Raw genomic sequence first — 13,249 nt, 5'->3', positions numbered from 1 at the left:
CAACTCACAACTCACAACTCACAACTCACAACTCACAACTCACAACTCACAACTCACCCTTCTCCATCAACTCAAACCATCTTTCTGTTTTTTGTTCTATCTGTTCTTCCACTTCTTTTAATTCCAGGGAAGTTGAGTCTATTTCTTCACCACTAAGGTCCATCAGGAATTTTTGCTGGATTTCAACTTTTTTCTTTTCAAGCTTAGCGATCTCTTTTTCAAGTTTTCCGTATTCTTTTTGCTCGTTATAGGTTAATTTGGAGCCAGTACTATTCTTTTTCCAGTCGTTTTTGGTGTTTTTGCCATTATCTTCATTAGAAGGGGCTTCGGCAGGTTCTTCAGGCGTGCTTTCTTCGTAACTTCTGTAATCGGTATAATTGCCCGGGAAATCTTCAATTTCAGCATTTCCTTTAAAAACAAAGAGGTGGTCCACAATTTTATCCATAAAATAACGGTCGTGGGAAACCACAATTATGCACCCGGGGAAATCCAGCAGGAAACTTTCAAGTACATTTAGGGTGACGATATCAAGATCGTTCGTGGGTTCATCAAGAATAAGAAAGTTGGGGTTCTGGATTAAAACTGTGCAGAGGTAAAGCCGCTTTTTCTCGCCGCCACTAAGTTTTTCAACAAAATCGTACTGCTTCTTGCGATCAAAAAGGAACCTTTCCAGGAGCTGCTGGGCAGAAATCTGCCGGCCTTTCTTCAGCGGGATATAATCGCCAAATTCGCGAATAACATCAATAACTTTTTGCCCGGGCTTAATTTTTATTCCACGCTGGGTGTAGTATCCAAATTTAATTGTTTCCCCGATTACCACTTTTCCTGAATCTGGTTCCAGGTTGCCGGTGAGTATATTCAAAAAAGTGGATTTTCCAGTTCCGTTTTTCCCGATAATTCCTATGCGTTCCCCGCGCAGAAAGTTGTAATCAAAATTCTGAAAAAGTTGTTTTCCACCGAATTCCTTCGACAGATTATGGATCTCGACCACCTTACTGCCCATGCGTTCCATATTAATTTCGAGCTGTACGGTATGGTCGTTTCTGCGTTTACTCGCTTTTTCCTTTATTTCCTGGAAATCATCAATACGGGATTTAGATTTTGTGGTACGGGCCTTGGGCTGCCGGCGCATCCAATCCAGTTCTTTTTTAAATAGCTGTTTGGCCTTATCTGTATTAGTTTGCTCCAGCTCAACCCTGTCTTCTTTTTTATCCAGGTAATAGGAATAATTGCCTTTATAGGTATAAAGCTGCCCGTCTTCCAGTTCCACTATTTCATTACACACACGCTCCAGGAAATAACGATCGTGGGTAACCATAAAAATGGTGAAATTTTCCTTTTTAAAGTAAGCTTCCAGCCACTCGATCATGTCAAGGTCAAGGTGGTTGGTGGGCTCATCCATAATGATGAAATCGGGCTTTTGTAGGAGCATATTGGCCAGGGCCAGGCGCTTTTTTTGTCCGCCGCTTAGATGTTTGACTTCTTTGGAAAGGTCTTCCAGTTTTAATTTGGAGAGGATTTGTTTGTACTGGGTCTCGAAATCCCAGGCCTGTGCCGCGTCCATTTCTTCAAAAGCTTTTTGATAAGCTTCGGCATCTTCAGGATTTTGCAGGGCTTTTTCATACCGATTGATGATCCTAAGGGTTTCATTTTCCGCAGCAAAAATGGTTTGCTCCACCGTAAGATGCGGATCAAGATCTGGTTCCTGCGGTAAAAAAGCCGTGGTAATTTCTTTTCTATAGACTACCTGGCCTTCGTCTGGCACATCAAACCCGGCCAGGATGTTGAGAAGGGAGGTTTTTCCGGTCCCGTTTTTGGCCACAAAACCAACCTTCTGTCCTTCATTTATTCCGAAGGAAATATCTTGAAAAAGAATCCTTTCGCCATAAGCTTTAGCGATATTTTCTATTGATAGGTAATTCACATGAAATTATTTGTCTGCAAAATAAATTGATTGGAGGGAATATGTAAGCATGAATATGATTTTTCTTTAAGTGAAGGTTTGAAAAGCTTTAGGCTATAGGCTTTAAGCTCTAAGCCTTTAATTTTTATCCTCCAGCTTCCGGCTTCCAACATCCGGCATTCAACAACAAACCCAAACAATAACCACAAATATTTTGATATTAGGATACAACAACTATATTTGTTAAACCTTTGTGAATGCTAATATGAAGTTTACAAGCATAATTCTCCTTTTGGCGATGATTTTATCTTTTTCGTCGTGTATTTCCACAAAAAAGCTAAGTTATCTCCAGGAGACAGAAACAGTTGATAGCATAATACAGATGCAGCGGCTTAAGAAACCTTACCGCATCCAGATTGGTGACCTGTTGAGCATCAGGGTTAAAGCCCTGGACCAGGAACTGGTGGGGATGTTTAACCCAATTGGAGAAACCAATCCTAATGCCACTACAGAAGAAAATGTTTATTTTGACGGGTTTACCGTAGATGACCATGGGAACATCAGGGTGCCCACTTTAGGGCAGCTTAATGTGCTGGGTTACACGGTGGAGGAAGTAAGGGAGAAAATAGAAAGTGAACTGCTGCAGCAATATTTTAAGCAGGAGGCAAATCTATTTGTAACCGTTAAGCTGGCGGGGATACGATATACCACCCTTGGGGAAATAGGTTCCGGGAGCCAGGTAATCTACAAAGAGCAGGTAACTATTATTGAAGCCATTGCCAATGCCGGGGGAATTACCGATGTGGGGGACCGGCAGCATGTAAAGATCGTCCGGCAGTACCCGCAGGGGGAAGAGATCCATACTATAGATGTTACCAGTATTGAAGCCACCTCCAGCCCTTATTATTACATCCAGCCCAATGATGTGATAATTGTTAACCCGCTTCCTCAAAAAGCATTAGGCTTTGGTACAACAGGATTGGAATCCTTTAGAACCATTGCCACCGTTTTTACGTTAATAACCTCAGTAGTTTTGATTTTTACCAGATAGTATGGCGCATGAAGATGATCACATATCAGACGTAGGTTCTACTTTTGATTTTAAAGGTTTTGTACTCAAAGTTATAAGTTACTGGAAGCTTATTCTGCTTTCTGTAGCGATAAGCCTTGGAGTGGCTTATTACAACAATGTAAGGAAGTTGCCGGTGTATCAAATGGAAAACAGCATTACCATTAAAGATGACCAGAACCCGTTTTTCACGTCCAATACCAGCCTTACCTTTAATTGGGGAGGGACTTCAGATAAAGTAAATACTGCGGTAACCATTCTGCGTTCCCGTTCCCATAATGAAGAAGTGGTGGAGCGGCTTCAGTTTTATGTGCAGTACATGGAAGATGGCGAATATCAACGGGTGGATGCCTATGGCAAGGCTCCTTTCGAATTTATTGCTGATACTTCCGCATTCCAGGCGATAAATGCAACATTTACTTTTACATTTTTGGATTCAGCAAGGTTCAATATTAAGGCGAATTTGCCTGAAACCCTGCAGCTGCAAAACTTCAGAAGCAAAGAAAAGAAGTCTGCGCCAATTGCTTACAGTGAGTTCAGCCAGACCTTTAAAGTGGGTGAACCTATAAATTTTCCATTTCTAAATGGAGTGGTAGCCAGAACCAATCAGCCGGTACAGGCGGGGAAACCGTTTTATGTTAATTTTCTGAATTTTGACTCCGCTGTAGGGAAATATCGTTCCGTTAATGTAAGTACCGATAATAACGGATCCTCGGTCTTGCGGCTAAGCCAGACTGGTAATAATAAAGACAGGCTGGTAGATTACCTTAATGGTTCTGTTGCGGTATTAAGCCAGAATATGCTGGCCAGGAAAAATTTGTTTGCTACCAAAACCATCAGGTTTATAGACAGCAGCCTCGCGGTAAAATCCAGGGAACTTCAGGTGGTGGAAAATGAGCTGAATGACTTTAGAAATGAAAATGCCATCCTGGATATTTCTGCGGAAAGCAGTGAGATCACCAATAAGCTTTCCACGCTGGATGTTAGAAAAGAAGATATCCGGCGGCAGCTGGCTTATTATGAAACCCTGAAAACCTACCTTGAGACGCGGAGTGATTATTCCAGCGTACCGGCACCTTCTGTGGCGGGGATAAGTGAAGGAAGTATTGTGAGCGGGGTAGGTAAAATTATTGAACTTGCCGAGCAGCGCAGCAATTACCAGTATTCCCTGAAGGAAAGTTCTCCTGTGTTTTCAGACCTGGACCGGCAGATCAATTCGGTTAAATCTATTTTGCTTGAAAACATTAGTTCTTCCCGTGGTTTACTGCAAAATGAACTTGCCGATGTAAATCGACAGATTGCCGGTTTTGAAGCGGAAATAAAGAAAATGCCCCAGGAAGAACAGGACTTGCTGAAAATTCAGCGAAAGTATAGTATCAGCGAAAAAACCTATAATCTTTTCCTTGAAAAACGAAGCGAAGCCGGGCTTATAAAAGCGGCGAATGTGAGCGATGTAATGATAATTGATAAGGCCAAGGATACGGGGGGCGGGAAAATTGGCCCTAACACTGAACTGAATTACGTAATGGCCGTAATGGTTGGCGGGGTAATTCCGCTCACCTTCGTTTTTCTGCTGGTGTTCCTCAATACCAATATCCTGAACGCGCAGGAAGTCACCCGATTGTCCCCGGTGCCGATTTTAGGATTGATAGGGAAAAGCAAACTGGATTCTAACCTGGCGGTATTTAGCAGCCCAAAATCTTCGGTAGCAGAGAGTTTCAGGGGGCTGCGCTCCAGCCTTCAGTTTATGTATAAAAAACAGGGAGTTACCGGTTCCAAAACTTTACTTATTACCTCATCGGTTTCGGGGGAAGGGAAAACCTTCTGCGCCATGAACCTGGCAACGGTTTTTGCCATGAGCGATAAAAAAACAGTCCTGGTGGGGGTAGATTTAAGAAAGCCCAAGATTTTTGATGATTTTAAGCTGAACAATGACATTGGAATTGTAAATTACCTTATAGACCAGGCTTCTTCCGAAGAGATTGTTCAGAAAAGCGAAATTCCCAACCTGGACGTGATTACCGCTGGCCCAGTGCCCCCAAACCCTTCAGAATTGCTGCTGAATGAGCAGATGGATGAATTAATGGAGGAATTACGGCAGAAGTATGATTACATTATCCTGGATTCCCCTCCAATAGGAATGGTGGCCGATGCCCTTAACCTGGTAAAGTATGCAGATGCCACGCTGTACCTTATCCGCCAGGATTACACCAAACGCGGAATGCTGGACACTATAAATGAGAAATATCATAAGGGCGAGCTTAAAAACATCAGTTTTGTACTTAACCATTTTGTGCACAGGGCTAAATATGGCTATGGTTACGGGTATGGCTATGGTTACGGGTATGGTTACGGCTATAATCGTTATGCCAAAGGATATTACGGAGAGGCACCTTCTAAAATTTCACAGCTAAAAAAATCCTGGAAAAAATTTATGAGGAATTTCGAGTAAGTTGCTTTGGTGAAAAGGGGAGTGAAAAGTGGAAGTGAAGTGAGTTTAAAATTTGAAGTCTGGACTTTGGAGTTTTACATTTTAAAGAAACGGATGTTTGGAGGAAAAACATTGACTTGGTTGAAATAATTTATAAGGTTTCAATGGAGTTTCCAATCTTCTGAAATGTTTCCTGTTCAGCCACAAAAAGCGGCATCATTTTGATTTCACCAAGCATAGCAGAGAAACAAACAGCAATAAGAAAAGCCTGCTATTTTACCATACGCTCTTCCAGGTTTCCCCCCTTTGTAGCGCTTAATGTATTTATTTTTTCAGCAAAAACCTCCGAAAATTTTTCTGCTCCCTTGTTGTTAAGATGGTCGCAATCATAAAAATAACCGGCGTCTTGCTCAAAAAAGAGAGTGCTGTAATCAATTAAAGAAGGAATTTTTTTCCTGAGCTTTTTAGTGTATTCAAGATTTTTTGTTTCAGAACAAAACGGAGACATAAAATAGGCGATTTTAATGTTCTTTTCTTTTGCAAACTTATTAATGGCCCTCAGATATTTATTCTTTTTTGCAATGGTATCGGGCAAATGCCTTCTGAAGTTATTGCCACTGTTTCCATATAAGGGATAATAGCCGCTTTCAAGGTTAATGTAAGGCTCATTCCCAGTGAGAATATTAAAGACCTCCCGAAAGCCCGATTTGTAATCGTACTTAAGATACCTGTAGAATGGAATATATCTTAGGGCGTAATAATTAGGTTCTCTTGATTTTAGCATGGATCCTATCCTGTCATCTTTAATATAAGGCATCAGGGAACTTTTGAGAAAGCCTGAACTTTTATCTTTATTGTAAATATAATCTACCTGTATAAACACAATTTCCGGCTTAATATTCTGCTCATAAAGTAGTTGAAGTAACATAAAAGAATCATTCAGCCTTACTTCCTGGATACCCAGGTTAAGGGCTTTTTTACCTGTTATGTCTTCAATAATTTCTGTATCTATAGTGTTTTCTACCCTGGAAGAACCTATAAAAACATAATCGATATCTTTTTTTTCAATATTTAGCAAATGGGAAATTTTATTTCGTGGTATCCCATAGGTATAGATGGAAGTATAGACTACATCCAGGAAGAAAAATATTCCCAAAATGACGCATAAAACGGAAATGATGTAAAGGGCGAATCGCTTCATTAAAATTGAAAATAAATAAAGTTACTATGATCTGAAAATACCCCGAACATGGTAATCATGAGGAGTGCCAGCGAAGTTTTTAAGAATTTTTGATTGCCGGTTATGGGTTGCTCCTGCGTACGGCTGGTCCATTCTATCAAAACAAAAACAGAGAGTAACAGCAGTAATTCTGTACTGTATCTTCCTATGGATAAATATTCTGGACTAAGGCTGAAATTTTGAAAAAAGCTATGAAAATAGCCAATGCTGTCGCTTATGGATGGACACCTGAAGAATACCCAGGCACAGCAAACAATAAAAAAAGTGGATAGCATTTGCAGGGATTCGGTAAGTCCCGGAAAAAAGCTTTTTTCTGCTACATGATCTATATTTTTTCTATTGGTTTTCGCAATCATTAGCGGAATAAAAAAAGTGGCATGTATGGCGCCCCATACCAAAAAGGTCCAGTTGGCCCCATGCCACAACCCGCTAACAAGAAATATGATGTAAACGTTTCTTATTTTTTGGGACCTTGTACCGCGGGAGCCTCCTAACGGGATGTACAAATAGTCCCGAAACCATGTGGAAAGGGAAATATGCCACCGGCGCCAGAATTCGGCAAGGTCTCTTGAAAAATAGGGGTAATTAAAGTTTCGCATCAGGCTAAAACCAAACAACCGTGCAGTTCCTATGGCGATATTGGAATAACCGGCAAAATCACCATAGATCTGGAAGGCAAAATAAATGGAACCCAGGGCTAAAGTGAGGCTGTTATGGCTTTGGTAATTTTCAAAAATATTGTTTACAAAAGTGGCACAATTATCAGCGATAACCATTTTTTGAAATAGCCCCCAGATGATAAGGTTTACACCACTTTTGGCAAATTCAAAATCAAATTTTCGCTCTCTGCCAAACTGCGGTAAAAGATTGGATGCCCTTTCTATGGGGCCAGCCACGAGTTGGGGGAAAAAAGATACAAAAGCAGCAAATTCAATAAGATTAGAAGTGGGTTTTATTTTTTTTCTGTAAATGTCTATAGTATAACTTAAAGTTTGAAAGCTATAGAAAGAGATCCCAACGGGAAGTATAATTTGCAGCGTTTCAAAATGCATATTGAAGCCCAGGGAATCTCCGGCCTGCATCCAGCTTTCGATAAAAAAGTTGTAGTATTTGAATATGCCTAACATACCCAGATTAATAAAGGTACTGGTGAGCAGCAGGATTTTTCTACGCTTAATAAAACGCTTTTTAACCATGGCAAGCCCTATAAAGTAGTCTGCCAGGGTACTAATGGCTATAAGGGAAAGAAATCTATAATCCCACCAGCCATAGAAAACATAGCTGGCGGTAAGCAGCAGCAAATTTTGTAAGTTGAGATGTTTTTTTAAGCAAAACCAATAGAGGAGAAAAACCACTGGCAAAAAAACCAGGAATGGTAGAGAGTTAAAAAGCATCTTCTAAATTTACTAAAAAGTAGGAAAAAAGGAGTAGGGGTGGTATAAATGTAAGAAAAATTGTGCTGTTATATATTCCGGTTTGTCATTTCTATGGTTTTATGAATTTTTGGAGTTTTTAATATGAAAAAAGAAACTGGCGTTTGGCATTTTTAAAATATTATAATCATTTTTGCAGAGAAGGTTCAGCCTGGAACCGCCTTAAGTGACATGATTTTAAAGGGTAAGTAAAAATCCCTTTGTCTCTTAAGTACTCCTATACCAATAGGTTTGAGCATAGGGAATAGTGAAGGAAAAAATAAAACCTGATAGGAATGGGAAACACAATATTATAATGTATTTTTTCCACTAATAAATATGAGCGAAGCGAATACTAAAGAAGACTGGCTCTACGAAATCACCCCAAAGCGTAAGCTGATAGACCTTAATTTTAAGGAGGTTTGGCGTTACCGGGATTTGCTTATTCTCTTTGTAAAGCGGGATATTGTGACGGTTTACAAGCAAACTATCCTTGGTCCACTTTGGTATTTTATCCAGCCATTATTTACCTCGGTTATTTTCACATTGGTGTTTAATAATATCGCTAGTATTCCCACAGGAAATGTTCCCGCATTTTTATTCAACCTCACCGGCATTACGGCATGGAATTATTTTAACCAGTGCCTTACGGGCACCTCCAGTACTTTTACCGCCAACGCGGGAATTTTTGGAAAAGTATATTTTCCGCGGGTGATCATGCCTTTAAAAACGGTTATTTCCAACTTGTTTAAATTTGGAATCCAGTTAGTGATATTGGTTATTTTCTATTTCTATTTTTTATTGAGGGGATATGAAATACACCCGAACATCAACCTGCTGCTTTTTCCCGTTTACGTGTTGATGATGGCTTTGCTGGGTTTGGGTGCGGGCATGATTATTTCGGCGCTAACCACTAAGTACCGGGATTTGACGGTGCTGGTAGGATTTGCCACCAGTCTGCTCATGTATATTTCGGCAGTGCCGTACCCGCTGAGTGAAGTAAGCAATAAAATGCCCGATTTTGCCTGGATAGTTCGCTATAATCCGCTAACGCAAATAATTGAAGGGTTTAGGTACATGATCCTGGATACCGGGGTTTTTACGTGGACCGGGTTCTTTTATACTTTGGGAATTTCTATTTTCCTCTTCCTTTTAGGACTTATTATATTTAACAGGACAGAAAAGAATTTTATTGATACGGTGTAAGAGCTAATAGTGAAGAGTGAGAAGTGAATAGTAAAGAGCTAATGTTGAGCTGAGAAAAAGAAGAATGAGTATAATATTAAAAGCTGAAAATATCTCCAAACAATACCGGCTGGGAACAGTGGGAACAGGAACCTTAAGCCATGACCTTAACCGCTGGTGGCACCGGGTGAGAGGAAAGGAAGATCCTTATTTAAAAATAGGTGCATTAAATAACCGTTCCACGAAGGCTACAGAAGATTATGTATGGGCTTTAAGAGATATTAATTTTGAGGTAAAGCAAGGGGAAGTTTTAGGGATTATAGGTAAGAACGGTGCTGGCAAATCCACATTACTTAAAATTCTTTCCCGTGTTACTGCTCCTAGTACAGGAAGCATTAAAACCAAAGGACGTATTGCATCTTTGCTTGAGGTGGGAACAGGTTTTCACGGAGAATTGACCGGCAGAGAGAACATTTTTATGAATGGCGCCGTATTGGGAATGAATAAAGCTGAAATTAAAAGAAAGTTGGATGAGATTATTGCGTTTTCCGGTTGTGAAAAATACATAGACACGCCTGTTAAACGCTATAGCAGCGGAATGACGGTAAGATTGGGCTTTGCGGTTGCCGCCCACCTGGAACCTGAAATTTTAGTGGTAGATGAGGTGCTTGCGGTTGGTGATGCTGAGTTTCAAAAAAAAGCCATAGGAAAAATGCAGGACCTTTCTACCGGGGAAGGTAGAACGGTGCTATTTGTGAGCCATAATATGGCGAGTGTGAAAACCTTGTGTAAAAGGGGTATTCTTTTGGAAAACGGAAGCATACAAAATGAGGGAAATATTGAAGAAACAGTTGAATATTATTTAAAACAAGAAGAAAAGTCATCTGTTAAAGAAATTCAAACCGATAAATATATTAAGAATTTCACAGTGTTCAATGAAAAAGGAGAAGCTACAACCTCTTTTTTAGCAGGGAAAAAATGTGAAATACGAATTGATTTTCGTCATATTTCTATTGGTAAAAATATTGGAATAGGATTATACATTAAAAAAAATAAAGAGCCCGTAACTGGAATAACTACATTTATGAACCCACCGACTTTTTTAAAGGGTAATAATCGGATAACATTGTATATTGAAGAGTTGCAGCTTTCACCAGGTATTTATAATATAGATATAGCTTTAGCTGATAAAAACAGGGGTAGGCTAAGTTTTATTCAAAACATTTCTCAATTAAAAATTGAGAACAACAATGTTTTTAATTCTACTGAAGGTTTATCCGCACTTTATGGAAACTTCTATTTAAAAACAAAGTGGCTAATAGAACAGTAAAAATGAAAATTTTAGTAGCTACTAATCATTTATATCAATATGGCGGCTCAGAAACTTATACCTTCACTTTAATTGAGGAAATCAATCGGCGTAAAAATTTTGATGTAGAATATTTTACTTTTAAAAAAGGAAGTGTTTCTGAAAGAATTGAAAATCAGCTTGGAGTAAAGTTTTTATCAAAGGAGAAATATGATTTAATTTTAGCTAACCATAATTCCTGTGTTGAAAAATTATACGGAATGGGTTTTATTATTCAGACTTGTCATGGGATTTTCCCCAGTCTTGAACAACCTTCAGATAAAGCTGATGCTTATGTTTCTATTTCTCAAGAAGTTCAATCTCACTTAGCAGATAAAGGTTATTCAAGTAAGATTATTTTGAATGGTTTAAATTTAAACCGATTTAAACCAAAAAATCCAGTTAGCAAAAATTTAAGAAATGTATTAAGTCTTTGCCATTCGGTTGAAGCTAATTCATTTATTGAAGAGATCTGCAAGTTAAATCAATGGAAGTTTTTAAAAGCATATAAATATGACTCACCCTTGTGGGAAATCGAAAATAAGATCAATGAAGCTGATATTGTGATAGGTTTGGGAAGATCTGCTTATGAGGCTATGGCTTGTGGAAGGCCAGTAGTGATATTTGATAAAAGAAGATATTCAGATTGGTTCGGGGATGGCTATGTTAAAAATATATTGGGCTTAAGTTTAATTAATAATTGTTCGGGCAGATACTTCAAGTATAATTTTTCATCGGAAGACTTAGAATTAGAAATTAAAAAATTTCGAAAGAATCATTCAGTCTATTTCAGAGAATTTGCTGAGAAAGAATTAGACATTGTAAAAAATACTGATAAATATTTGGAGTATTTTGAATTTCTTCAAAAAAATCAAAAAACATTAAAAAGAAAATTGTGGATCACCTTATCTAAGTTTTATATAGGAAATTATAACCTCAGTAAAATTCTATTCTTAAAAAAAAGAATTTTGAAATTTTTCTAAAAATCTTGTAATGCTGGCAATTATAATTCCTTATTTTAAACGAGAATATTTTGAGGAATGTCTGGATTCCTTGGCTAAACAGACAATTAAAAACTTTAAGGTTTATATAGGAGATGATGCTTCTCCCGAAGATCCGGTGGAGATTATTGAGAAATTTAATGAGAGATTAAATATTTCTTACCATAGGTTTAATGAGAATCTTGGAGGAATAAGTTTAACTAAACAATGGGATAGATGTATAAATTTAACTCAAGATGAAAAATGGTTGATGATTCTTGGGGATGACGATTATCTAAGTGATAATTACATAGAAAAATTCCAATTTCATTTAAGAGAAATTAATAATCTTAATATTAAGGTTGTACATTTCGCTTCTAGAATAGTAAGAAGCCCTGGAGGAAAAATTTCCAAATTATATACTCATCCTAAAATAGAAAATTCAACAGATTTTTTCTATAGAAAATTCCTGAAATTTTCAAGAGGATCCCTTACAGAACAAATTTTTAGGCGCGATGCATATAACAAGCATGGTTTTAGAGATTTTCCCCTTGCCTGGGGAGCAGATAACTTTGCATGGTTGGACTTTACAGATTTTGGGCCAATATATTCCATAAATACAGCTGTTGCTTTTTTCAGGATATCTGACTATAATATTTCCAGAGGTGGTTATGAAGATAAACTGAAACAAACAACCAAATACAATTATTTTACTTTAATTATTGAAAAATATCTTCAAAAGTTTAAAAAGCCTCAAAGGAAACCTTTGCTCCTGTTTTACGAGCAAATAGTTTATAATACGGGAAGAGCAGGTTGGGGATTTTTTTTTACCTTCTTAAAATTTTTATATAAAGAACATGAATATATTGAGATGATTAAATTTACAAGACGAATTTTTATTCATAAGTATAAGTAATATAAAATTTGAAAAAAAACAATTTAAAGTCAATTAAGAAGCTATTAGTAAGGCAGTATGAACAGTTTTTAGGAAATGACAATTACGTGAAATTTGTGGTTGTCGCCTCTCCCCGAACGGGTTCTAATTTTTTAATCAGCCTGTTATCATCTCACAGGAACGTATATGCTTACGGAGAACTTTTTAATAAGATTAGTGATAAAAATTGCAGGCAAATCTGGGATAGTACTTTCAGTAAAAAAATGCCTCACGTTAGAGCAGTCGGATTTAAAATCTTCTATGATCATCCGCTGGGCTCTGAAGATAGGGAAGTTTGGGAATTAATCAATAAAAACGATAATATACGCATAATACATCTTGTTCGAGATAATACCCTTAGATCTCAACTTTCATTGTTAGTTGCATATAAAACCAATATCTGGGGTCTTACTCCAACAATGCACAACATTCCTTTAAAAGAAAGGAAGGTTAAAGTGGATGTCGAAAAATTTATAGGAAATCTCCATAAAATAAATGACTACAAAAAAGAATTAGGAAAGCTTTATAAGGAGCACCCTTATTATGAATTATCTTATGAGGCACTTATTTCAAATGTACAGGGAGAAATGGATAAGCTATTTGAATTTTTAGATGTTCCACAGAGAAAGGTGAAATCTAATTTAAGAAAGCAAAATCCTGAAAATATTTCTGAGCTTATAGAAAACTATGAAGAATTTCGGTCAAAAATAAAGGAAACAGAATTCGCCTGTTTTCTGAAGGATTAAA

The 13,249-nt window shown here is 37.8% G+C and carries 10 protein-coding genes; 7 read left to right on the top strand and 3 right to left on the bottom strand.

Annotated elements, in window-relative coordinates; genetic code table 11:
* Positions 1-46 precede the first annotated feature (46 nt).
* Positions 47-1,924: an ABC-F family ATP-binding cassette domain-containing protein gene (locus RM553_RS09495; protein WP_311534681.1), complete on the bottom strand. Its 1,878-nt coding sequence runs from the start codon at positions 1,922-1,924 to the stop codon at positions 47-49.
* A gap of 244 nt (positions 1,925-2,168) precedes the next feature.
* Here RM553_RS09495 and RM553_RS09490 point away from each other — a divergent pair, with 244 nt between their 5' ends.
* Together RM553_RS09490 and RM553_RS09485 are read left to right on the top strand one after the other, a co-directional pair.
* A complete protein-coding gene (locus RM553_RS09490; protein WP_311534680.1) occupies positions 2,169-2,954 on the top strand; it encodes a polysaccharide biosynthesis/export family protein in 786 nt (261 codons plus the stop codon).
* A 1-nt stretch (position 2,955) separates the two neighbouring features.
* Positions 2,956-5,424: a polysaccharide biosynthesis tyrosine autokinase gene (locus RM553_RS09485; RefSeq protein ID WP_311534679.1), complete on the top strand. Its 2,469-nt coding sequence runs from the start codon at positions 2,956-2,958 to the stop codon at positions 5,422-5,424.
* 250 nt (positions 5,425-5,674) lie between these two features.
* On the opposite strand, the gene RM553_RS09480 is transcribed toward RM553_RS09485, so the two are convergent.
* Both RM553_RS09480 and RM553_RS09475 read right to left on the bottom strand, forming a co-directional pair.
* Positions 5,675-6,604, bottom strand: a complete 930-nt coding sequence (locus tag RM553_RS09480) for a hypothetical protein (RefSeq protein WP_311534678.1) — start codon at positions 6,602-6,604, stop codon at positions 5,675-5,677.
* Positions 6,604-8,037: an MBOAT family O-acyltransferase gene (locus RM553_RS09475; RefSeq protein ID WP_432271455.1), complete on the bottom strand. Its 1,434-nt coding sequence runs from the start codon at positions 8,035-8,037 to the stop codon at positions 6,604-6,606. Before RM553_RS09475 ends, RM553_RS09480 begins: the two co-directional genes overlap by 1 nt.
* A 357-nt stretch (positions 8,038-8,394) precedes the next feature.
* Here RM553_RS09475 and RM553_RS09470 point away from each other — a divergent pair, with 357 nt between their 5' ends.
* The 5 genes from RM553_RS09470 (at position 8,395) to RM553_RS09450 (ending at position 13,248) form a co-directional block, all read left to right on the top strand.
* Complete coding sequence (locus tag RM553_RS09470) at positions 8,395-9,261, top strand: ABC transporter permease (protein WP_311534676.1); 867 nt, start codon at positions 8,395-8,397, stop codon at positions 9,259-9,261.
* A gap of 64 nt (positions 9,262-9,325) precedes the next feature.
* A complete protein-coding gene (locus tag RM553_RS09465; RefSeq protein WP_311534675.1) occupies positions 9,326-10,570 on the top strand; it encodes an ABC transporter ATP-binding protein in 1,245 nt (414 codons plus the stop codon).
* A gap of 2 nt (positions 10,571-10,572) precedes the next feature.
* On the top strand, positions 10,573-11,571 hold the full coding sequence (locus RM553_RS09460; protein WP_311534674.1) for a glycosyltransferase: 999 nt from the start codon (positions 10,573-10,575) through the stop codon (positions 11,569-11,571).
* Between the two features lie 10 nt (positions 11,572-11,581).
* Positions 11,582-12,484 (top strand): glycosyltransferase family 2 protein, encoded by a 903-nt coding sequence (locus RM553_RS09455; protein ID WP_311534673.1) that lies wholly within the window; start codon positions 11,582-11,584, stop codon positions 12,482-12,484.
* An 8-nt stretch (positions 12,485-12,492) separates the two neighbouring features.
* The gene (locus RM553_RS09450) at positions 12,493-13,248 is read left to right on the top strand and encodes a sulfotransferase domain-containing protein (RefSeq protein WP_311534672.1); all 756 of its coding nucleotides are present in this window, start codon (positions 12,493-12,495) and stop codon (positions 13,246-13,248) included.
* Position 13,249 lies beyond the last annotated feature (1 nt).

Source organism: Autumnicola tepida (genome assembly GCF_031846485.1).
Lineage (GTDB): Bacteria > Bacteroidota > Bacteroidia > Flavobacteriales > Flavobacteriaceae > Autumnicola > Autumnicola tepida.
The sequence above is the reverse complement of the archived record's forward strand: the minus strand, read 5'-3'. Positions and strand labels throughout refer to the sequence as shown.